This is a genomic window from Burkholderia sp. JPY481 (assembly GCF_038900515.1).
Lineage (GTDB): Bacteria > Pseudomonadota > Gammaproteobacteria > Burkholderiales > Burkholderiaceae > Paraburkholderia > Paraburkholderia youngii.
The window spans coordinates 951636-972883 of sequence record NZ_JAYMRT010000001.1 but is presented as its reverse complement, the minus strand read 5'-3'; the positions used below and the strand labels follow the sequence as shown (position 1 = coordinate 972883).

Annotated in this window: 18 protein-coding genes and 3 tRNA genes; 13 read left to right on the top strand and 8 right to left on the bottom strand. The window is 64.5% G+C overall.

Annotated features, from left to right (window positions below):
• The 4 genes from VSR82_RS04425 to earP all read right to left on the bottom strand — a co-directional run bounded on the left by VSR82_RS04425 (position 1) and on the right by earP (position 4196).
• Entirely contained in the window at positions 1–1383 is a 1383-nt protein-coding gene (locus VSR82_RS04425) for a sigma-54-dependent transcriptional regulator (protein ID WP_429458480.1), read from the bottom strand.
• Between the two features lie 189 nt (positions 1384–1572).
• Positions 1573–1779, bottom strand: coding sequence for a CsbD family protein (locus tag VSR82_RS04420; RefSeq protein WP_429458482.1), 207 nt, complete (start codon positions 1777–1779; stop codon positions 1573–1575).
• Between the two features lie 272 nt (positions 1780–2051).
• Positions 2052–2609, bottom strand: coding sequence for an elongation factor P (efp, locus tag VSR82_RS04415; RefSeq protein ID WP_013090038.1), 558 nt, complete (start codon positions 2607–2609; stop codon positions 2052–2054).
• Between the two features lie 393 nt (positions 2610–3002).
• The gene (gene earP / locus VSR82_RS04410; protein ID WP_498857501.1) at positions 3003–4196 is read right to left on the bottom strand and encodes an elongation factor P maturation arginine rhamnosyltransferase EarP; all 1194 of its coding nucleotides are present in this window, start codon (positions 4194–4196) and stop codon (positions 3003–3005) included.
• A 252-nt stretch (positions 4197–4448) separates the two neighbouring features.
• On the opposite strand from earP, the gene uvrC reads away from it, so the two are divergent.
• From uvrC to VSR82_RS04370, 8 genes are all read left to right on the top strand, one after another.
• Positions 4449–6680 (top strand): excinuclease ABC subunit UvrC, encoded by a 2232-nt coding sequence (gene uvrC / locus VSR82_RS04405; protein WP_429458486.1) that lies wholly within the window; start codon positions 4449–4451, stop codon positions 6678–6680.
• Between the two features lie 214 nt (positions 6681–6894).
• Positions 6895–7488 carry a CDP-diacylglycerol--glycerol-3-phosphate 3-phosphatidyltransferase gene (gene pgsA, locus VSR82_RS04400; RefSeq protein ID WP_410849555.1) on the top strand — a complete coding sequence of 198 codons (594 nt, stop codon included), beginning with the start codon at positions 6895–6897 and terminating at the stop codon, positions 7486–7488.
• 198 nt (positions 7489–7686) lie between these two features.
• Positions 7687–7762, top strand: a tRNA-Gly gene (locus VSR82_RS04395).
• Between the two features lie 63 nt (positions 7763–7825).
• Positions 7826–7901: transfer RNA gene (locus VSR82_RS04390), tRNA-Gly, on the top strand.
• A 129-nt stretch (positions 7902–8030) separates the two neighbouring features.
• Positions 8031–8104 (top strand) — tRNA-Cys (locus tag VSR82_RS04385).
• 377 nt (positions 8105–8481) lie between these two features.
• Positions 8482–9231 (top strand): TraB/GumN family protein, encoded by a 750-nt coding sequence (locus VSR82_RS04380; RefSeq protein ID WP_429458488.1) that lies wholly within the window; start codon positions 8482–8484, stop codon positions 9229–9231.
• A gap of 141 nt (positions 9232–9372) precedes the next feature.
• Positions 9373–10353 (top strand): sensor domain-containing diguanylate cyclase, encoded by a 981-nt coding sequence (locus tag VSR82_RS04375; RefSeq protein ID WP_429458490.1) that lies wholly within the window; start codon positions 9373–9375, stop codon positions 10351–10353.
• Between the two features lie 118 nt (positions 10354–10471).
• A complete protein-coding gene (locus VSR82_RS04370; RefSeq protein WP_429458492.1) occupies positions 10472–10972 on the top strand; it encodes a GNAT family N-acetyltransferase in 501 nt (166 codons plus the stop codon).
• A 36-nt stretch (positions 10973–11008) separates the two neighbouring features.
• On the opposite strand, the gene VSR82_RS04365 is transcribed toward VSR82_RS04370, so the two are convergent.
• Genes VSR82_RS04365 through VSR82_RS04355 form a run of 3 tightly spaced genes read right to left on the bottom strand, consistent with a single transcriptional unit; the run spans position 11009 to position 13046 of the window.
• Positions 11009–11893, bottom strand: coding sequence for a cytochrome c oxidase assembly protein (locus VSR82_RS04365; protein ID WP_429458494.1), 885 nt, complete (start codon positions 11891–11893; stop codon positions 11009–11011).
• Positions 11894–11932: 39 nt separating this feature from the next.
• Positions 11933–12394: a copper chaperone PCu(A)C gene (locus tag VSR82_RS04360; RefSeq protein WP_410849551.1), complete on the bottom strand. Its 462-nt coding sequence runs from the start codon at positions 12392–12394 to the stop codon at positions 11933–11935.
• A 28-nt stretch (positions 12395–12422) separates the two neighbouring features.
• A complete protein-coding gene (locus VSR82_RS04355) occupies positions 12423–13046 on the bottom strand; it encodes an SCO family protein (RefSeq protein ID WP_429458497.1) in 624 nt (207 codons plus the stop codon).
• A 471-nt stretch (positions 13047–13517) separates the two neighbouring features.
• Here VSR82_RS04355 and otsB point away from each other — a divergent pair, with 471 nt between their 5' ends.
• Both otsB and otsA read left to right on the top strand, forming a co-directional pair.
• Complete coding sequence (gene otsB / locus VSR82_RS04350) at positions 13518–14267, top strand: trehalose-phosphatase (RefSeq protein ID WP_410849550.1); 750 nt, start codon at positions 13518–13520, stop codon at positions 14265–14267.
• A gap of 52 nt (positions 14268–14319) precedes the next feature.
• The gene (gene otsA, locus VSR82_RS04345; protein WP_429458499.1) at positions 14320–15798 is read left to right on the top strand and encodes an alpha,alpha-trehalose-phosphate synthase (UDP-forming); all 1479 of its coding nucleotides are present in this window, start codon (positions 14320–14322) and stop codon (positions 15796–15798) included.
• Between the two features lie 85 nt (positions 15799–15883).
• Here otsA and VSR82_RS04340 read toward each other — a convergent pair whose 3' ends face one another.
• On the bottom strand, positions 15884–17719 hold the full coding sequence (locus VSR82_RS04340) for an ABC transporter ATP-binding protein (protein ID WP_368585231.1): 1836 nt from the start codon (positions 17717–17719) through the stop codon (positions 15884–15886).
• A 695-nt stretch (positions 17720–18414) separates the two neighbouring features.
• Between VSR82_RS04340 and VSR82_RS04335 the strand changes: the two genes are divergently transcribed.
• The 3 genes from VSR82_RS04335 to VSR82_RS04325 all read left to right on the top strand — a co-directional run bounded on the left by VSR82_RS04335 (position 18415) and on the right by VSR82_RS04325 (position 21203).
• Positions 18415–19479 (top strand): glycosyltransferase family 4 protein, encoded by a 1065-nt coding sequence (locus VSR82_RS04335; RefSeq protein WP_176105482.1) that lies wholly within the window; start codon positions 18415–18417, stop codon positions 19477–19479.
• 254 nt (positions 19480–19733) lie between these two features.
• Positions 19734–20588, top strand: a complete 855-nt coding sequence (locus VSR82_RS04330) for a hypothetical protein (RefSeq protein ID WP_410849548.1) — start codon at positions 19734–19736, stop codon at positions 20586–20588.
• Between the two features lie 150 nt (positions 20589–20738).
• A complete protein-coding gene (locus tag VSR82_RS04325) occupies positions 20739–21203 on the top strand; it encodes a DUF2214 family protein (protein ID WP_176105484.1) in 465 nt (154 codons plus the stop codon).
• The last annotated feature ends 45 nt before the right edge of the window (positions 21204–21248 follow it).

Below are 21248 nucleotides of genomic sequence, written 5' to 3'. Positions count from 1 at the left end.
TCAGTTCAGGCGCATGCGCTGCAACTTGTTGTACAGCGTCTTCGGGCTGATTCCCAGCAACGACGCCGCGCGATGCCGCGTGCCGCCGACCGCGTCCAGCGTCGCGCGAATCAGCATTTCTTCGACGTCAGCGAGTGGCGTGCCGACGGTCACCTGCACGCGGCTGCCGTTAAGATCGCGGCCGTTGGCCGTGCCGGCTTCGTCGGCGCGCAATGATTCGATCACGTCACCCGACGCCTGATAGGCGCGCCGCACGCGTTCCTGCAGCTCGCGCACATTGCCCGGCCAGTCGTACGCGAGGCATTCGCGCAGGAAGTTCGGCCCTGCCTGCTTCGCGACCTCGGCCGTGCCGCGCGCGGTCGCTTCCATATTCAGTTCGTCGACGACTGCCTGTGCGATCAGCACCGGATCTTCGCCGCGCTCGCGCAGCGGCGGCAGGTTGACCGCGGCGGCTTCGAGACGCAGCGCGAGGTCCTGATGCAGCGAGCCGTCCGCGACCGCCGCGCGCGGCGGCTTGCGCGTCGACGCGATCAGTCGGAAGTCGGTCACGATCTGGTTGCTGCCGCCCACGCGCATAAAGGTCTGCGAATCGAGCGCGCGCAACAGCGCTTCCTGCTGCGCGCGCGGCAGTTCGGTGATTTCGTTGATGAACAGCGTGCCGCCGCTCGCCTGTTCGAAGAGGCCTGGCTCGCGCTGCTCTGCGCCGCCGAACGCGCCGCGTTCGTGGCCGAACAACAAGCTGTCGAGCGAGCGATTGAGGCCGCCGGCGGCCGCGCCGCGGCAATCGAAGGTGACGAACGGGCCTTTGCGGCGGCGACTCATGTCGTGCAGCGTGCGCGCGGCGATCTGCTTGCCGGTGCCGGCCTCGCCGGAGATCAGCACCGCGGCTTCAGTCGGCGCGAGCCGCTCGATCGTGTCGTACACGTGTTGAATCGTGCTGCTGCGGCCGAGCATCGAACCAAAGCGGCCGAGTTGACGCAGCGATGCCCGCAGCGCCTGGACCTCCTCGGTCAGCTCATAAGGCCGCGGAATGCGCGCGAGCAGGCTGCGCAGACGCGGGATGTTGACCGGCTTCAGCAGATAGTCCCAGATACCGTGCCGCAACCCCTCGATCGCACTCTCGACCGTCGCATTGCCGGTCATCACGATCACTGGAAGCGCACCGCCTGGCGGATGCGCGGGCAGATGCTGCAACAGATCGAGGCCGCTGCCGTCCGGCAGATTCAGGTCGACGAGCACGACGTCCGGAATGAAGCGCGTCAATGCGCCGCGCGCCTCGGCGAGCGTGGTCGCGGTGTCGACTGAAAAGCCGTCGGCGGCGAGGATTGCCGACAGACCGGACAGGCTATTGGGATCGTCTTCAACAATCAGGGCGTGTGGCATGGCGAGCGCAATTTTATGAATGGGTTGAATGCCCGGGGCGCCGCCAACGCTGATGGCGCGCACCGTGGGCTCCTGGGGGCTCGATGACAGGGCTAAACGAACGGTCCTTGCACGGTGAAAAAACGACAGCCGCCGGCACTGCGTCTTGAGCGGCGCGGGCCGGCGCCTGTAGTTCCTTCACTGCTCCTGTCAGAAATCCCGGTTGCTATCGAAAAACCGGCGCACTTCGAGTTCCGCCTGTTCACGGGTTTTGCCATAGCGTTCCTGAATCAGACCGGCGAGCCTGTCGGCCCGGCCTTCGGCTTTGGTCAGTTCGTCGTCAGTCAGTTCGCCCCATGCGGCCTTCGCCTTGCCGACCATCTGTTTCCATTTGCCTTCAGCAATGTCGTTGTTCATGGTGGCTCTCCCAGGTGGATATTGAGCGGTACTCGCGTAACTCTCTCCACCTAGCAGGCATCGTGCCAAAAAGCCTGGATGAAATGGATCAAGGGCCTGGCGCGCGCCCGACGCGAATTCATGATGTCGCGATGGCAATTTTGAGAAATTTGCCGGTAAAGTTTTCCTAAACCATACACGGCGCGACAGAAAAGAAAAAGCGCCCAAAAATTGAGCGCTTTCGGTGCAGGCCGGCAGGGCGCCGGCGCTGGCGGGGTGACGCAGGCCGCCGTTTAGGCGCGGCTGCGGTACTCGTGCGTACGCGTGTCGATTTCGATCTTGTCGCCGATGTTGCAGAAGAGCGGCACTTGCAGTTCGAAGCCGGTGTTCAGCTTGGCGTTCTTCAGGACCTTGCCCGACGACGTGTCGCCCTTGACAGCCGGTTCCGTGTAGATGATTTCGCGAACCAGCGTGGTCGGCAGTTCGACCGAAATGGCCTTCTCGTTGTAGAACACGACTTCGCAAGCCATGCCGTCTTCGAGGTAGTTCATCGCGTCGCCCATCATTTCGGCTTCGACTTCGTACTGGTTGTAGTCGGCGTCCATGAACACGTACATCGGGTCGGCGAAGTACGAGTACGTCACTTCCTTGCGCTCGAGCACGACGACGTCGAACTTGTCGTCCGCCTTGTACACGGCTTCCATGCCTGCGCCGGTCAGCAGGTTCTTGAACTTCATTTTGACAACGGCGGAGTTACGGCCCGATTTGTTGTATTCGGCCTTTTGCACGACCATTGCGTCTGCGCCGATCATCACGACGTTGCCGGTGCGGAGTTCCTGTGCGGTCTTCATAAAACTGTCCTGTACGAGATAAATAGCTTAACTGTTGCTCAACGGCATAGGTGCCAAGCGGCTTCGGCGTTTCGCCCACCGCCTGCCGCGCGCCGCTCGAAGCGACCGCAGCCCGGATGCGTGAAACGGGACCGGCTCACGGCGAAAATCCGCGGCGTGATGCCCCGGCGTTTCCACCTGTCCGTTACCTGAGTTTTACCCTGTTCGGGCGTGTACACGAGTGGCGCCGATCTGCAATACGCCCAAACATACGTCCCTTTTTTGACATTCGCGTGCCCGACCAGGAGATTGGGACACGTGCTGTGTTTTTCGAGGGGACCGGTCAGACGGGCTGACCATGGGGTTGTTGCTCGAATCGGGCCGCGCTTGCGTCGTCGGCCGTTGGATAACCGCTTATTTTAACTGAGTTTTTGCGAACGAGGTCAGATTTCCGGCGAGATCGCCGACTTGCGCGAGTTCGACCGACCACGCGGCGGCGCGCCGCTTAAGCGCCGGATAGTGGCGCTGGAATTCCGCCCAGTCCGGCTGACCGGCGCCGTTCCACGCGTGCCAGAAACGCCCGAGCGCGGCGCGTGCGTCCCTCGACAGCGTGCGCGTGTAGTGCGCGAGCGCGGCGTCGAGCTTTGGCAGATGGGCGTCGTCGGCCTGCGGATAGATGTGCCAGACGAACGGTTTGGCGGCCCACTGCGCGCGCACGAACGAGTCCTCGCCGCGCACGAAATTGATGTCGCTCGCCCATAGCAGTGCGTCGTAGCCCGGCTGTTCGGTGAAAGCGAGTGCGTGCGCCCTGAGGTTGCCGCGCATCGCATGGGTGCCTGCTGCAAATGACGGTAGGCCGAAAAAACGCGCGAGCGCGCCGGAAATGCGTCCTTCGGGCACCAGCAGCACGATCGGGCTTGCGCTGTCGCGCCATTGTTCGAGCAGACTGTCGACCGCCGGATTTTCGTATGCGAACAGGGAAACGACGGTCGCGTCGGCGGGCGGCGGCGCGTGGCCCGTGACGTTGCGCCACCAGTCGGTGCGCGCGGCCGGTGAACCTTCGAACGCGGCGCGCGCCGCGTCGAGATCGCGCTCCTTCAGGACGCCACCGGTCCCGGGGCCGAGGCCGGGAAAAAAGAAGATCTTGCTCAGCGCGTAGCGCGGATGCGGCGAGGGCCGCAAATGAAAATCGGCGACCCAGTCCTCGGCGCTCAGATATTCGAGGTTGAACCACAGCGGCGCGCGCGCGCGCTTTGCCATCGCCGCGATATAGACGGGCGGCAATTCGCAGCCGAACGCCTCGATCACGACGTCGGCGACTTCGAGCGTATCGCCTGCGTGAGACGGCTCGTGCCAATGCTCGATGACAATGCCGTCGAGCGTCTGCCGCGCACGCTCGAGCATGAGCGACGGGCACAACCTCTTGAACGCATGCAGATCGTCGACGAACACGCGCACCTGCCAGCCATGCTCGTGCGCGAGTTGGCGCGCGAGGCGCCAGCACACGCCGATGTCGCCGAAGTTGTCGATCACCGCGCAGAAGATATCGCAGGCGACCGGGTTGGCAGGGGCAGCGGGTGATCCGGAAGCGGGCGCGACGGAGGACATGGCGGCTCGGCTGGCTTGGTGACTCCGGCGACGCGGAGCGGGTTCGAACGAACGCGGAATGTTCTAAACTGGCGATTCTAAAGCCTCGCTCGCGATCGCGCGCGCCGTTTGTCCGCCACGCGGGCCGCATGGCACGATGCGCGACACGACCCCCGGCGCGTAGTGCCGGGCAATCGGCGCAATCCGCGCAATCCACGTAATCGGTGCAAGCGGCGAGGCGGCGCGAGACAGTCCCACCCCAATCGATCCCGCATGACCGAACCCGAAGCAACCGACGCCCCCGACACCTTCGAGCCGAAAAAAGTGCTCGCCCAACTGCCGCATCTGCCCGGCGTGTACCGCTATTACGACACGAGCGGCGTGGTGCTCTATGTCGGCAAGGCGCGCGATCTGAAGAAGCGCGTATCGAGCTACTTCACGAAGACGCAGCTGTCGCCGCGCATCGCGATGATGGTCACGCGCATCGCGCGTATCGAGACGACGGTCACCCGTTCCGAGGCCGAGGCGCTGCTGCTCGAAAACAACCTGATCAAGGCGCTCACGCCGCGGTACAACATCCTGTTTCGCGATGACAAGTCGTATCCGTACTTGAAGCTGACCGGTCACAAGTTTCCGCGCATGGCCTATTACCGCGGCTCGGTCGATCGCAAGAACCAGTACTTCGGTCCGTTCCCCAGCGCGTGGGCGGTGCGCGAGAGCATCCAGATCCTGCAGCGCGTGTTCCAGCTGCGCACCTGCGAGGACTCGGTGTTCAACAACCGGACGCGGCCGTGTCTGCTGCATCAGATCGGCCGCTGCACCGCGCCGTGCGTCGCGAATATCAGCGAAGAGGATTACGCGCGCGACGTCGCCAACGCGTCGCGCTTTCTGCTCGGCCGCCAGGGCGAGGTGATGAGGGAGCTCGAGCAGAAGATGCACGCGTTCGCGAGCGAGCTGAAATTCGAGCAGGCCGCGGCGGTGCGCAACCAGATGAGCTCGCTGTCGACGGTGCTGCATCAGCAGGCGATCGAAGTCGGCAGCGATAGCGACGTCGACATTCTCGCGGTGGTCGCGCTAGGCGGCCGCGTGTGCGTGAATCTCGCGATGGTGCGCGGCGGGCGGCATCTCGGCGACAAGGCGTACTTTCCCACGCACGTGGAGAGCGCGTTGACGGCGGAGGAAGGCGGGCTCGAAGAAGACGGCGATCAGGACGGTGCATCGGCGGGGGGGCAGGCAGTCGCGCCGTCGGCCGAAGCGGCGAGGGCCACGGCCGATGCGCTCGCGATCGCGCAGGACATGCCGTCGGAAGACGAAGACACCGATGGTAGTGACGAAGAAGCGCTCGACGAGGCTACCGAAGCGGCCGCGGACGCCATCAGCGACGAAGGCGTGGACGAAGGCGCCGACGGGCGCCCGGAATCCGGCCCGGCGGCGAAGGGCCGCAAAGGCCGCGCGCCCGGCGGCGTCGAATCCGAAGTGCTCGAAGCGTTCATCGCGCAGCATTACCTCGGCAATCGCGTGCCGCCGGTGCTGGTGGTCAGCCACGCGCCGGCGCGCGAACTCGTCGACGTGCTGATCGAGCAGGCAGGCCACAAGGTGAGCGTGCTGCGTCAACCGCAGGGACAGCGGCGCGCGTGGCTCGCGATGGCCGAGCAGAACGCGCGGCTCGCGCTCGCGCGGCTGCTGTCCGAGCAGGGCTCGCAACAGGCGCGCACGCGCTCGCTGACCGACACGCTCGGCATGGAGTGCGACGACCTCGCGCATCTGCGCATCGAATGCTTCGACATCAGTCATACGATGGGCGAGGCGACGCAGGCGTCGTGCGTCGTGTATCACCATCACAAGATGCAGTCGTCCGAGTATCGGCGCTACAACATCACCGGCATCACGCCCGGCGACGATTACGCGGCGATGCGCCAGGTGCTCACGCGCCGCTACGAGAAGATGGTCGCGCAAGCCGCCGCGAACGCGAGCGACGAAGCCGCCGAATCGCAAAGCGATGCGGCCGCCGATCCGTCGCTCGCCGCCGATGCCGCCGAGCCCGCCGCGGCCGGCGGCGTGCTGCCGACCATCGTGCTGATCGACGGCGGCAAGGGGCAGGTCGAGATCGCGCGGCAGGTGTTCACCGAGTTGGGGCTCGACACCGGCATGCTAGTCGGCGTCGCGAAGGGCGAGGGGCGCAAGGTCGGTCTCGAGACGCTGATTTTCGCGGACGGCCGTACGCCGCTGGAACTCGGCAAGGAAAGCGCCGCGCTGATGCTGGTCGCGCAGATCCGCGACGAAGCGCACCGCTTCGCGATCACCGGCATGCGCGCCAAGCGCGGCAAGACGCGCCAGACCTCGCGGCTCGAAGAACTCGAAGGGGTGGGGGCCAAGCGGCGTCAGCGCCTGCTCGCGCGCTTTGGCGGCTTGCGCGGTGTGGTGGCCGCGAGCGTCGAGGATCTGGCGAGCGTCGAGGGTATTTCGCAGGCGCTTGCCGAGCAGATCTACCGGCAACTGCATTGAATCGACGGGCCGGGCCGCGCTGTTGTCGACACGACCGCTCGCCGGAGCTGACGCGTCGCGCGGCGGATGCGCCGGCTGGCGCCGACTCCGCAAACCACGCGCCGGGCGCGGCCCGCTTGCCGCCCCCGCGTGGCCATGCCCGGGCCGCTTGCTTGTGGCAGGCCTTGCGACACGGCACAATTGCAACTCACTCGTCAGACGCTGCGCCTGCCCCATGCCGTTTAATTTCCCGATATTCCTGACCTGGCTGCGGATCGTGCTGATTCCGCTCGTCGTCGGTGTGTTCTATTTGCCTGACATGATGATGAGCCCCGCGCACCGCAATCTCGCGGCCGCGACGATCTTCATCCTGGCGGCGCTCACCGACTGGTTCGACGGCTTTCTGGCCCGTAAATGGAATCAGACCTCGGCGTTCGGCGCGTTTCTCGATCCGGTCGCCGACAAGCTGATGGTGACCGCGGCGCTGCTCGTGCTCGTGCAGCTCGCGCGGATCGATTCGGCGATCGCGCTCGTGATCGTCGGCCGCGAAATCGCGATCTCGGCGCTGCGCGAATGGATGGCGCAGATCGGCGCATCGAAGAGCGTCGCGGTGAACTCGCTCGGCAAGTTCAAGACCGCTTGCCAGATGGTCGCGATTCCGATGCTGCTGTTCTATGGTCCGCTGTCGCTCGGCGGCGGCGTGACAGTCGATACGCGGGTGTGGGGCCTGTGGCTGATCTATCTGGCCGCGTTCCTGACGATCTGGTCGATGCTGTACTACATGAAGCTCGCGTGGCCGCAGATTCGCGAGCGCGGTGGTGTCGCGTGATGGTGTGAACAGAAGGAGCGCGGGGACGCGAAAGTGTGTTCGAACCCCGCGCTACTACGAGCGAAATATTTTCTTAAAAACTGATGGGCCAAAGGGGTTGACACGTTTCAGTCGTTTCTCCATAATCTCGTTTCTCCGATGCACGCAACGCGAAACACCGGAGACGCAGCAAAGAAGTAGCAGTGAATGCAGTACGACGCGGGAATAGCTCAGTTGGTAGAGCGCAACCTTGCCAAGGTTGAGGTCGCGAGTTCGAGCCTCGTTTCCCGCTCCAGTTTTCGAAGCATCGCGTTGTTTGGCGAAGTAAAAAACGCAGCGCGGTGTGAAGCAGTTCAATGCGGGAGTAGCTCAGTTGGTAGAGCGCAACCTTGCCAAGGTTGAGGTCGCGAGTTCGAGCCTCGTCTCCCGCTCCATACATCAGGGGAAGCAACGCTTCCCTTTTTGTTTGGAAGGCCGGTCGTTCTGAACTTTCCAGAGCTTCGGTTCTTCTGGTAACCACCAGATAAATCTGCGAACCCGTGTCTAGGTTCCAGTCCGCTTGCGGCGCGATAGCAAAGCGGTTATGCAGCGGCCTGCAAAGCCGTTTAGGCCGGTTCGACTCCGGCTCGCGCCTCCAGTCTTTGATGTAAAGAGAAGCCCCGACTTGTCGGGGCTTTTCTTTTTTCTATTCCTCTTTCGTCAGCTTTTGCCGACCGTCGTCAGCGATGCGAGAGGACCGGTCGATCCCGCCGCGTGCTGTAGACGTTGCTTCGAATCGATCAGAAATGGAGCGCGGATTTGATTGACGGCAGGGGGACGTTGTTCAGGAACCGGCATGACCGCATTTTTCGGTGCATCGCTATTACCGCGTTTGACTCCTGCTCACACATGAGCAGCGCATTCAGACTAATGGCGTGTCCGGCTCGCGGAGAAGGACAAAGTCTGCCGTCGCGCCGCATCCGGAACGGACGATAGAATCACAGCATCGTCATCGCCCGCTTTCATTGAAGCCGCATGTATTTCCAATTCACCGGCACCCAGGTCCGCTTGCTCGGCTCGATGCATCTGTTTCCTGCGACCAGCCGTCGAACGCCGCCATGGATCGCCGAGGCCTATGACTGGGCTGACACGCTCGTGCTCGAGTCCGATCCAGCGACGATCCTGCCGTTCCTCAAAGCCGACGCACACCCCGCTGCCGCACAACTGCGGCCCTTGATGCGCGACGAAGCCTGGACCCAACTGCAGGCCCTATGGCCAACCGCTGGTCTGCTGGCGCCGCTTGAAACACTGCGTCCGTGGGCCGCGCTGATCGTCGCGCCGACGCTGCTGCAGCAGGTCGTCGAGGGTGTCGAGCCGCGCATGTTGCGCTCGGCGATCGCGCAGGCGAAGCCGTACCGCTATCTCGAGTCCGCGCAGGACGTCGCCGTCGCGCTCGAATCGATTCCGCTCGAAGCCATTGCCGCCGCGCTCGACATGCTGATGGCCGATCGCGGCGAGCCGCAACGCACGCTCGAACGGATGCACGGGGCGTGGCTGGACGGCGATCTGCAAGTGATACAGCAAATCGCCGTCGAATCGCCGATGTTCAATCTACCCGGCATCCGTCAGGCGATCCTCGACGTGCGCAATCGCGCATGGGCCGCGCGGCTGAACGAATTGCTGGACGTGCGCGAGCGCACGCTGGTGGTCGTCGGCGCGCTGCATCTGTGTGGCCCCGACAACCTGCTCGACTGTCTCGCGCGACCCGTGCAAGCAGTGTTCTGAGCGCGTGCGCGGATTTCGCGGCTGTACACGGCTGTGTCGACCGCCCGGACGACTGGCCGTTTCCTCAATTCCACGCGCCGGAATGCCGCTATACACTAATCCTTACCCGCTAGAACATCCGACACCCGCCGACCTCACTTCATGCTTGTTCCTCCGATCCCCAGCAATGAAAGCGCCCGTCTCGACGGATTGCACGCACTGCATATTCTCGACACGGCGCCGGAAGAGCGCTTCGATCGCCTGACCCGCCTCGCGCGGCGGCTGTTCGGTGTACCGATCGCCGTCGTCAGTCTCGTCGATGCGAACCGGCAGTGGTTCAAATCGTGCATTGGCCTGGAGGCGAGCGAGACCTCGCGCGACGTGTCGTTTTGCGCGCACGCCATTCTCGGCGACGATATTTTCATGGTGCCCGACACGCTCGCCGATCCGCGCTTCAACGACAATCCGTTCGTCACCGACGAACCGCACATCCGCTTCTACGCAGGCTGTCCGCTGCAGGTTGCGAACGGCGGCAAGGTCGGCACGCTGTGCCTGCTCGACACGAAGCCGCGCATGCTCGATGACGAAGATCGCGCGTTGCTGCGCGACCTCGCGCGCATGGCCGAACAGGAACTCGCCGCGATCCAGCTGGCCACGCTCGACGACCTCACGCTGCTGTCGAACCGACGCGGTTTCGAAGTGCTCGCGCAACACGCGCTGAACGTCTGTCGGCGCATGGATAAGCCGGCGTCACTGCTGTTCTTCGATCTGAACGATTTCAAGCAGATCAACGATACGCTCGGGCACGCGGAGGGCGACCGCGCGCTGCAGGCCTTCGCCGAGGTGCTGCGTACCGCGCTGCGCGAAAGCGACGTGATCGGGCGGCTCGGCGGCGACGAGTTCGTCGCGCTGCTGACCGGCGCCAGCAACGCGGAGACGCATGAGGTGACGCAGCGTCTCGAGCAGCTGCTCGACCAACGCAATGCCGAGCTGCTGCCCGGCTATCAGATCCACTTCAGCGTCGGCCAGGTGACGTACGAGCCGACGCGCCACGGCACGGTCGCCGAACTGCTCGCTGCGGCCGATGCGGCGATGTATAGCCACAAGCAGGCGTCGAAGGCGCGCTCGGCGCAACGGCACTGACGGGCGCCCGACTCGCGGCCAATCTCCAGCCGACCCGTGCGATGGCCCAACCCAGGCACGCGCGGCATAATTACGGATCGTTGCCCGCGCTGTCGCGCATTGACCCTGAAAGCTACCGATGACTGATTTGCAGCACACCGCCGCCACGCGGCTCACCGAACTCGAATGGCGTTGGAAGCCGTTCGCGGACCTCACGAGCGTCGAAGTCTATGAGATGCTGGCCGCCCGCAGCGCGGTATTCGTCGTCGAACAGAACTGCGTGTATGGCGATATCGATGGGCTCGACGTCGAAGCCTGGCATCTGCTCGCGTATGGCACCGGCGGAGAAGCGGCGCCGTCGCCGTTGGCCGGCTATTTGCGCGTGTTGTTGCCCGATGCGACGGATGCCGACGTACGCATCGGCCGGGTGTTGACCACCGCGTCGTTTCGCGGCATCGGTCTCGGCAATGCGATGCTCGAACGCTCGCTCGCGCACATTCGTGCGCAGTGGCCCGATACGCTGATCCGCCTGCACGCGCAGGCGCATCTGCAAGGCTTTTACGGTGCGTTCGGTTTCGAGCCGGTCTCGGAGATTCACGACGAAGACGGCATCCCGCATGTGTGGATGCGCTCGCTCTGAACGCGAGCCGGTCAGTTCAACCTTCTTGTAAACGGGTCAGCGAGGCCCGTTCGCGGTCGTCGACGCAGCATGCGTGAGCCCGCGCGCCGCTTTCGCGCGCCGCTCGGCGCGCAGGCGTCCGCGCGCCGACAGCCGCATCCAGTGACGCAGCGCGATCAGCGCGCCGACAACGCTCATCATCGAGCCCGGAATCCATAGCAGCAGCCCGCCGATCTGCTGATCGCGCATCGGGCTCAGCCATGTGAACGCGCGGCCGCAGATCGAATAGATCGGATACAGCTCGTGCGGCGTAAAGAAGATGAACGCGCCGAGGATGATCTGCGGCGGAATAGCCGCAATCACGACGAGCACGCGCTTGCCCGGCGACAGACGCGCTGGCGGCGCCGGGCGCGGATCGAGCACGAGCCACCAGAACAGCAGACCGTCGATCGCCATGCTCCAGTTCATCACGCGATAGATCCGCCAGTCGAGCATTGCGATGAAATGGATCGGCGACAGCAGCCAGAAATAGATCAGCCCGACGAATAGCGTGACCGCCACGACCGGGTGCATGACGACGTCGAGCGCCCCGCGCACGAGCGGAGTCTGCAGCGCGGGCCGCACGAAACGCTGTCGCCAGCGCAATGGAATGCCCGCGCGCAACGCCGCGCCCGGATACGACAGCGCAATGAAGAACGGCCCGAGATGATGCAGCACCAGATGTTGCAAGCGATGCATGAAGAACTCATGCTCGAAGAAATAATCGAGCCGCGTATGCAGCACGACATACAGCGCGACCAGCCCGAACCAGAAAGACAGACGCCGCGCGAACGACAGCCGCGCCTTGCGCGCGCCGCGCACGAACAGGATCGCGGGAATCAGCAACGCGATCACCACGGTCGGCGAAAACTCCCACGGATCGAGCCAGTAGAGCAGGTTCATGGCGGTGGCGTGTGCGGTGGCGGCGGCCCGTGTTGCCGCTTACTTGGCCTGGCCCGGCGCTTTGACCGCGAACGGTGCGCTCAAGGTTTCGCCATCGGAGAACTTCAGCGTCAGATGCACGGTGTCGCCCGGCGCAACCTTGTGCTTCGCGTCCTCGAGCATCAGGTGATAGCCGCCCGGCGTGATCGCGACCTGGCCATGCGCGGGCACCGTCAGCTTGTCGACCATCACCATCTTCTGGGTCGACCCGTTCGATACGGTTTGATGCAGCATCGCGTCGCCGTAGTCGTCGCTCGATACGTCAACGAGGTCGATCGGCTTGTCGCTTGCGTTGACGAGCGTCGCATAGCCGGCCGCGGGCAGGTTGTTCGGCAGCCAGCGGACCCACGCGTCCTTGATGCTGATCGCGTGAGCATCGGCCGCGTGGGCGGCGGACGCGACGCCGAAAGACAACACGAGCGTGCAGGCGAGGGAAGCGAATGGTTTGAGCTTGATCGTCATGATGAAATGGAGTGGGATCAAAGAAGAATCAGGATTGGTCATCGATGATGCGGCGCAGGTCCTTAGCAATCGCATCGGGCGTGTCGTGATCGGTGGCGAGCAGGCGCGCGCGGCCCTGGCTGTCGAACACATAGACGGCGGAGCTGTGCGTGACCTCGTAGTTGCCGTTCGGGTCGCGCTTTTCCATCTGATACGCAACACGATAGCGCTTCGCCAGCGACTCGATCTGCCAGTCGGTGCCGGTCAGCCCTTCGGCGTGCTGCGCGTCGAATGCGCCGACATAGTCGTGCAAGGCCCGCGGCGTGTCGCGCGCGGGATCGACGGTGATGAACAGGATGCGCACTTTCTGCGCCTCGGGGCCGAGCTTGCCCAGCACCAGCATCAGACGGCCCATCGTTTCGGGGCAGACGTCCGGGCAATGCGTGTAGCCGAAGTAGACCAGCGAGGTGCGGCCCTTGAACGAAGCGGCATTGACGGGCTTGCCGGTGTCGTCGGTCAACGTAAAGTCCAGATCCGGGAGGTGCCCGGTCACGTTGGTCAGCCGCCAGGGCTCGGCGCGCTGCGTGCAACCGGTCAGTGTGACGAGCGCGACCAGCGTGCCCAGCGCCGCCGCCGCCAACCGGCGTGCTACCCCGTTCGTCAACCGGTGCATGGGCCGGTCGGATCGTGAGCGGGACAGGTTTGGCTGCGGGCGTCGGGGCGGGAAGATCGGGAACAAAGCAGGGTTCAATGACTCGATTGGGAGCAGGCCACACGAATCGATGGTGCGGGGAGGCGCACCGTCGCCCGTCATGCCGTGCAAGATTCGCGCGCGGCACGAAATTGAGCGGCAGGTGCAACGATGTCCATTACGCCGACGGTCTGCGTGGCAGCGACTGTAGCGCAAAATTGGCGCCAGCGTCGCGGGGCGCGCCGGGCGCACGATATGCGAGTCAATTTGACGCAGCAAGCTGAAGGTCGGGCGAAGCCCGATCGTTGCGCTTTTGAATGCAATCACCGCGAGCGGGCGGGCAAACGGCGCGCCGGGCTTGAGTCCCGGCTTACTTTCTCGAAAAATTGACCGATGCGCGGTAAGATGCGCACACTTTTCCGGCCCCAGATGGCTGAAAGGCGAACCTAGGCAATGCAAGCACTTCCGGCTGTTCTGTCTCCGAGTGAGACGGCATTTTTCTTCGACTTCGATGGCACGCTCGTCGAACTCGCCCCCACGCCGGACGGCGTGCTCGTGCAGCCGCGCGTGATCGATCTGCTGCGCAAACTGCGCAGTCTGACGAATGGCGCGGTTGCGGTGGTGTCGGGGCGCGGCATCGACAGCATCGACAGTTTTCTCGGCATGCCCGATCTACCGGTCGCTGGTCTGCACGGCGCCGAGCGGCGCGATGCGAACGGCGACACGCAGCGCATCGGCTTTCACGACCAGCGCCTGTTGCGCATGGAGCAGGTGCTCGCGCAGGTCGTCAACGAGCACCCGGGCATGCTGCTCGAGATCAAGGGCGCGGCGCTCGCGCTGCACTACCGCAATGCGCCGGACCGCGAGCCGGTCGCGCGCGAGGCAACCGAGCGGCTCGTCGCCGATTACCCCACGTCGTACGTGCTGCAGCCCGGCAAGATGGTCTACGAGATCAAGCCGAAGGACGTCGACAAGGGCCGCGCGACGCGGGCGTTCCTCGACGAGCTGCCGTTCACCGGCCGCACGCCCGTGTTCGCCGGCGACGATCTGACCGACGAGAAGGGCTTCGCGGTCGTCAACGAACGTGGCGGTCTGTCGATCAAGGTCGGCGCGGGCGAAACGATGGCGCGCACGCGCGTCGAGTCGGTGTCGTCACTGCTCGACTGGCTCGAAACGATTGTCGCGGCGGCGCGCGGCGCATGACGCCGGTGCGACGTTCAACGAAAACAACATACTGCATCGGGAATCGCGCTTCATGAGCCGACTGATCATTGTTTCGAACCGGGTGGCGCCCATTTCGGAGGGCGGCCCGGCGGCGGGCGGTCTGGCGGTCGGCGTGTACGACGCGCTGAAAGAGACTGGCGGCATGTGGTTCGGCTGGAGCGGCGACGTGCTCAGCTCCGGCCAGCCGCAGATCAAGCTCGAGGAGCGCGGTCCGGTGACCTTCGCGACCGTCCCGCTGATGCGCCGCGACTACGACCAGTACTACCGCGGTTTCTCGAACGCGACGCTGTGGCCCGCGTTCCACTATCGATCCGACCTGCTGCACTACGACCGGCACGACTTCGAAGGCTACTGCCGCGTCAACGCCTGGCTCGCGCAGCAACTCCTGCCGCTGCTGCGCGAAGACGACGTGATCTGGGTGCACGACTATCACCTGATCCCGTTCGCTCAGGCGCTCCGCTCCGCAGGCGTGAAGAACCGCATCGGCTTTTTCCTGCACATTCCGTTTCCGGCCGCGCAGGTGCTGCTGACGGTGCCGCCGCATCGCGAGCTCGTCGAGGCGCTGTGTTCGTTCGACCTGCTGGGCTTCCAGACCGGCCCCGATCTGCGCGCGTTCTGCGACTACGTGATCAACGAGGCGGGCGGCTCGACCGACGCGTCGCCGAAAGGTCCGCTCACCGTGCATGCATTCGGCCGCACGCTGCGCGCGTCGGCCTATCCGATCGGCGTCTATCCGGATGAAATTGCCGAGCTCGCGAAGGCGGGCGAGCGCGGCAAGCCGGTGCGCACGATGAAGGCGACGCTGCATTCGCGCAAGCTGATCATGAGCGTCGACCGGCTCGATTATTCGAAGGGGCTGGTCGAGCGATTCCGCGCGTTCGAGCGCCTGCTCGAGCATACGGCCGCGCAGCGCAACAAGGTGTCGTTCCTGCAGATCGCGCCGCCGACGCGCGCCGACTTGCACGCGTATCAGGACATCCGGCTGCAGCTCGAAGGCGAGTCCGGACGGATCAACGGACGTTTCGCCGAGCTGGACTGGACGCCGATCCTGTACATCCACAAGCAATACGAGCGCTCGGTGCTGGCGGCGCTGTTCCGCACCGCGCACGTCGGCTATGTGACGCCGTTGCGCGACGGCATGAACCTCGTCGCGAAGGAATACGTGTCGGCACAGGATCCGGAGAATCCCGGCGTGCTGGTGCTGTCGCGCTTCGCGGGCGCGGCGCAGGAGCTCGACGGCGCGCTGATCGTCAATCCGGTCGATATCGACGGCATGGCCGAGGCGCTGGCGCAGGCGCTCGACATGCCGCTCGCCGAGCGGCAGGCGCGCTATCGCGACATGATGGCGCAGCTGCGTGAGAACAACGTGTCGGTGTGGCGCGATAACTTCATGCGCGATCTGCAGGGCGTCGATCGCGCGAAGCGCGCTAGAAGCGGGAAGGCGCGCGCGGCCACGGGTGCGGCTCGCGCCGGGCGGAAGAGGGCGGCGCGCGAGAGCGTGACCGGCTAAGCTAGCCGCGAAGCCAGACAGCAAAAAGCCGCTCCCTGGAGCGGCTTTTTGCATGCGGCGCGCAGCGCCTGGACCCTGCGTGGCGTCAGGCCACGTGCTGTTCGTCGACCTTCTTGCCGCCGATATGCAGCGTCTGGCCCTTGCCATACTGCTTTGCGAGCAGGTCGCGATAGAGGCCCGGACGCTGACGCAGTTCTTCCGGCGAGCCGTCGTCGATGACCTTGCCGGCGCTCATCACGATGATCCGGTCGAAGTTGTTCAGCGTCGACAGACGGTGCGCGATCGCGATCACGGTACGACCGACCATCAGGCGGTCGAGCGCCTTCTGGATCGCTTCCTCGGACGCGCTGTCGAGCGCCGACGTGGCTTCGTCGAGCAGCAGGATCGGCGCGTTTTTCAGAATCGCGCGCGCGATCGCGATGCGCTGGCGCTGGCCTCCCGACAGCTTCACGCCGCGGTCGCCGACGATCGTGTCGTAGCCTTCCGGCATCGCTTCGATAAAGTCCGCGCAACGCGCCTCGCGCGCCGCGGCGAGCACTTCCTCGCGGCTCGCTTCCGGGCGGCCGTACGCGATGTTCTCGTACACCGTGCGATGGAACAGCGAGATGTCCTGGGGCACCAGCGCGATCGCGTGACGCAGGCTGTCCTGCGTGATCGACGCGATATCCTGGCCGTCGATCTTGATCGCGCCGCCCTGGGTGTCGTAAAAGCGCTGCAGCAGCGCGAGCACCGTCGATTTGCCGGCGCCCGACTTGCCGATCAGGCCGACGCGCTGGCCCGGCTCGATATTGAGGTCGAAGTGATCGAGGATCGGCCGGCGGCGCGGATAGGCGAACGTGACAGCGTCAAACGTGACGCGGCCGCCCTGCGGCACGAGTTCGGTCGCGTCGTCCCGATCGGGCATGCCGTGTGGTTCGAGCAGCGTGCGCACCGCCTCCGCGAGTCGCGCGACGTGCTGGGTGACGTCGACGAGCGCGACCGCGAGATCGCGCGTGCCGTGCAGGATCGTGAAACCGAGCGAGCTGACGAGCACGATGTCGCCCGAGGTCGCGCGGCCCTGGTCCCACAACCACAGCGCCCAGCCGAGCAGGCCGGCCGACAGCAGTGCGGTGATCACGGCGTGCAGCAGACGCAGCTTTTCCAGGTACAGCAGGCTTTGCTGGCGCGCGTCCATTTCCGACTTGACCGTCGACGCAAAACGGTGCTGTTCGCGGAATGTCATGCCGAACGCGCGCACGAGGCCCATGTTGCTGATCACGTCGACGAGCTCGCCGTCGACCGATGCCGCCTTGGTCGCGAAATTATGGTGACGCGCGGAGCCGCGGCCCGCGAGCTTGTAGAGCACGATCGCCAGGATCGCCGAACACAGCATCAGGCCGGCGGCCATCAGCGGGTTCACCGAGACGATCATCACGATCGCGCCGAGCACGGCGATACACGGCGGCAACACGTTCCACGCGGTGGTGTTCTCGGCGGTGTAGACGGCGTTCGAGGTCGCGGTGATCCGGCTTGCCAGCATGCCGGGCTGCTTCTCGGCGTAGTAGGTCGGCGAATGGCCGCTCAGGTACTGGAACAGGTCGCGCCGCAAATCGCCGGTCACGGCGACGAACGTGTGCGCGGCGAACCAGCCGCCGACCCGCCATAACAGGTTATCGGCGGCGATCAGTCCGACGAGGATCGCGAACGCGCCCCACAACGGCCCCGGATGATGGCGGCCACCGCCGAGCACGTCGATCAGATGTTTGATCGCGTATTGCGAAGCGAGTGCACAGCCCACGGCCGCAAACACGCTGCACAGCACGATCGCGTGCGCGACCGGATGGCGGCGGATAAAGCGGAAGAGAAACGCAAGCGGCCGGTGCGCATAGCTCGCGAGCTTTGCGTTCTCGGCGTTTCGCTGGGCGATAGTCAAGTGTTCCAATTGAGCTGAGATCGATGTGTTGCGGGTTGTGCATGCAATGCGCGGACCACACGGACAAGCATCGCTCCGTGAAGCCGATGCTTCGCATTGTAAACATGCAAAGACGATTGCGCCCTGTGTATCCGGGCTTTGACGCGATTGATTTCGCGATGGACCTCCGCGATCTGCGTCGTCTCGACACACCAGCCGACGGACCATTCGGGCAGATCGCGGAAAATTTCGAGATATAATTACAGTTTGCATTCAACCGGGCCGTAGCAATTTTGCAATGCCTACCCGCAACGTTGGATGCGTGAGAGTTCACCGACTCGGTACGCCGTGCCTCGCCTAACCTCGTCGATACTGTAGAACTGTCTTTGAAAACAAGGGTTTGCAAAGTGTTTCGCGTTTGTAACAACGTAAAGACTTTGAAATGTTGTGGTGCGGCGACAATTCGGGCATCGATAATGCGTGCTCGTTAGCCCCGGCAAATTTTCTGACAGTTTGTCAACGTAGGTGCCCCATGCGCGTTTACTCGCACATGCGCAGACGCTGATCCACTTGTCTGGGCTCGTGACCCAAGCGATCCATCGCTGGATTTCTCAAAAGAATCAGGCCCGCGCCGGTATCTCCGGCCAGACTGCCCTGGCGAGCAAGCGAGTCGCTTTTTCCAATCGCAGTACTTTTGCCTGATTTTTTACTAGGAGTTCGTCAATATGCGAATCGCTCAAATCGCTCCGCTGCACGAGGCGGTTCCTCCCAAGCTGTACGGTGGTACGGAACGCGTGGTGTCCAATCTGACCGAAGCGTTGGTCGAGCAGGGCCACGACGTCACGCTGTTTGCAAGCGGTGATTCGCAAACCTCGGCGAAGCTCGAAGCTTTCTGGCCGCAGGCGCTGCGCCTCGACCCGACGATCCGCGACGTGATGGCGCCGCATATGCTGCTGCTCGAAGAAGTGCGCCGCCGCGCGGACGAATTCGACGTGCTGCACTTCCACATCGACTACTACCCGTTCTCGCTATTCGCGCGTCAGCCGGTGCCGTTCCTGACCACGATGCACGGCCGTCTCGATCTGCCGGAACTGCAGCCCATCTTCAATACGTTCAAGGACGTGCCGGTCGTGTCGATTTCCGACAACCAGCGCATCCCGCTGCAACAGGCGAACTGGCTGCAAACCGTCTACCACGGCCTGCCGGAAAACGTGCTCACGCCGATTCCCGACGTCGAACCGGGCTACCTCGCATTCCTCGGCCGTGTTTCGCCGGAGAAGGGTCTTGACCGCGCGATCCGCATCGCCGGCCAGGCAGGCATGAAGCTCAAGGTCGCCGCCAAGATCGACAAGGCCGACCGTGCCTATTACGAAGAAGTGATCAAGCCGCTGATGGCGCTCCCGCATGTCGAGTACATCGGCGAAATCGGCGAAGCCGAAAAGCGTGAGTTCCTCGGCAACGCGCATGCGCTGGTGTTCCCGATCGACTGGCCGGAGCCGTTCGGCCTGGTGATGATCGAGGCGATGGCTTGCGGTACGCCGGTGATCGCGTTCAACCGCGGTTCGGTGCCGGAAGTGATCGAAAATGGCGTGTCGGGTTTCGTCGTTGAAGACGAAATCAGCGCGGTCGCTGCGCTCAAGCGTCTGCACACGCTGCCTCGCGCTGGCGTGCGCAAAGCCTTCGAAGCACGTTTCACGTCGAAGGTGATGGCGAAGAACTACGTCGCAGTCTACGAAGACCTGCTGCGCAGCAAGCATCGCACGGTGCTGCGCGAAGTCAACGCGGGCTGATTGGCGCTTGATTCGCCGCGGTTGTTTCGCGACGGATAAGACGCTGGCGGCGGGAACCATGCTTCCCTCGCTGCTCTGAACGCCTCGCCGGCATGTTGCCGGCGGGGCGTTGTTGCATGCGCGCCGCGTTTTTCGTCGGTGCACCGATGAAAATACCGGTTTCCGCGCGGCGCGAACGAGCCAGGCTCGGTAATATCCCTATAATTGCCGTGCCGCAAATTGGGCTGCGGTGCCGCCGACGACAGGAGGATGCCTTGGCGAGAACGAAAGAGACGCGCGCGAACGCCGCGCCCGGCGCCGGAACGATTTTTACGTTGCGCGCCATCGGTCTCGTGCTCGCCGCCCGCTGGCTTTTCTCGATGTCCGAGATGAGACTGACCACCGCGCTGACCGCGATGGCGTCTTCACCGTGGGCATGTATCAATCTCGTCTTTCTGTTCCTGCTGATCTTCCTGCCGGGCGCGCGCGCCGTCGCCGAGCGTCCGTTCCATCCGTTGCCGCAATGGCTGCGTCAGGCGCTGCGCCTGTTTGCGTTCCTCGGCTTTCTGTTTGCGCTGTGGTCGGTCGGCGCGTTCGTCGCGAGCGCGGGCTGGCGTCGCGCGATGCAGGCGGTGGCGGCCACCAACGGTTGGCTCGTCGCTGCGCCGGTGCTGTATGCGATCGTCTTGTGGATCTGCCGGCCGCTGCCGTTGTGGCGCACCAATGTGGCGGCGCGGCGTTTTGCGATCGGCCGCTACGCGGTGTCGCTCGATCCGGTGACGCGCACTGTCGTCGTGTGGGCCGAGCGGCGCAAGGTGGGGCAATACGATGCGCGCGAATTGTCGGTGCGCTGGGCGAGCGGTTCCGATGCGCGCGCGACGCCGGCGCCCGCGCCCGCAGTTGCGTTCGGCGCGGCGGGCGAGGCCGGTGCGTCGGCGGCGCCGATGCCGGCGGTCGCGGCGCCCTCGCTGGCGCGCAGCACGTTCGGCGTTCGTCCGAAGGTCGAGTTGCTGTGGGATTCGCCGGCCGCCGCTGGGCATAACCGGCAGACCGTTTTCCGCGCCGCGCTGACGACCGAAGGCGATCGCGTCGCCGCCCGCGCGCTCGACTCGACGCTGCGCCAAGTCTGACGCTGCACGTTTTGTGCTATCGGTCACATCGCGTGGCCATTGCACGCATCCCGAAGCGAAGCTTCGTCGATAATGCAATCAAGCCGCCCGGCCTGCTGGCGGGCGAGTGGGACACTCATCGATCGTATCGCGTCTTTCGCAGGAGTCGCTATGCTGGTTCGCTGGTTGCTTGCCGCCCTTCATCTGCTTGCTTATGGCTTTGCGCTCGCGTCGATTCTCAGACGCACGTGGTCGCTGCGTCGCGCATCGGTGCCTGCCGCGCTGCGTTCGGTGTTTCGCGCCGATTCACGCTGGGGCATCGCCGCGCTGGTGCTGATCGTGACCGGCCTGATGCGCGTGTTCGGCGGCTATGAGAAGGGCGCCGACTACTACCTGCACGAGCCGCTCTTTCACGTGAAGATGACGTTGCTGGTGCTGATCCTGATCCTCGAAGTGCCCACGATGCTCGGCCTGATGCGCTGGCGCGCGTCGATCCGCAGCGGCGCGGCGCCGAATCTGAAGAAGGCGCGTTCCTACGCGCATTTCAGCGTGATCCAGACCGTGCTGCTGGTTTTGATGGTGTTTGCGGCGACCGGAATGGCGCGCGGCATCGGACTGCCCGCCGGCGCGGTGTAGCGCGGCGGGCCTTCTTTCCATTGCGACGGGCTGGTGGTGCGCGCC

Coding starts and splice junctions, on each gene's coding strand:
- VSR82_RS04425 (WP_429458480.1), bottom strand. CDS start 1,383: ATGCCACACGCCCTGATTGTTGAAGACGATCCCAATAGCCTGTCCGGT.
- VSR82_RS04420 (WP_429458482.1), bottom strand. CDS start 1,779: ATGAACAACGACATTGCTGAAGGCAAATGGAAACAGATGGTCGGCAAG.
- efp (WP_013090038.1), bottom strand. CDS start 2,609: ATGAAGACCGCACAGGAACTCCGCACCGGCAACGTCGTGATGATCGGC.
- earP (WP_498857501.1), bottom strand. CDS start 4,196: ATGTCCTCCGTCGCGCCCGCTTCCGGATCACCCGCTGCCCCTGCCAAC.
- uvrC (WP_429458486.1), top strand. CDS start 4,449: ATGACCGAACCCGAAGCAACCGACGCCCCCGACACCTTCGAGCCGAAA.
- pgsA (WP_410849555.1), top strand. CDS start 6,895: ATGCCGTTTAATTTCCCGATATTCCTGACCTGGCTGCGGATCGTGCTG.
- VSR82_RS04380 (WP_429458488.1), top strand. CDS start 8,482: ATGTATTTCCAATTCACCGGCACCCAGGTCCGCTTGCTCGGCTCGATG.
- VSR82_RS04375 (WP_429458490.1), top strand. CDS start 9,373: ATGCTTGTTCCTCCGATCCCCAGCAATGAAAGCGCCCGTCTCGACGGA.
- VSR82_RS04370 (WP_429458492.1), top strand. CDS start 10,472: ATGACTGATTTGCAGCACACCGCCGCCACGCGGCTCACCGAACTCGAA.
- VSR82_RS04365 (WP_429458494.1), bottom strand. CDS start 11,893: ATGAACCTGCTCTACTGGCTCGATCCGTGGGAGTTTTCGCCGACCGTG.
- VSR82_RS04360 (WP_410849551.1), bottom strand. CDS start 12,394: ATGACGATCAAGCTCAAACCATTCGCTTCCCTCGCCTGCACGCTCGTG.
- VSR82_RS04355 (WP_429458497.1), bottom strand. CDS start 13,046: ATGCACCGGTTGACGAACGGGGTAGCACGCCGGTTGGCGGCGGCGGCG.
- otsB (WP_410849550.1), top strand. CDS start 13,518: ATGCAAGCACTTCCGGCTGTTCTGTCTCCGAGTGAGACGGCATTTTTC.
- otsA (WP_429458499.1), top strand. CDS start 14,320: ATGAGCCGACTGATCATTGTTTCGAACCGGGTGGCGCCCATTTCGGAG.
- VSR82_RS04335 (WP_176105482.1), top strand. CDS start 18,415: ATGCGAATCGCTCAAATCGCTCCGCTGCACGAGGCGGTTCCTCCCAAG.
- VSR82_RS04325 (WP_176105484.1), top strand. CDS start 20,739: ATGCTGGTTCGCTGGTTGCTTGCCGCCCTTCATCTGCTTGCTTATGGC.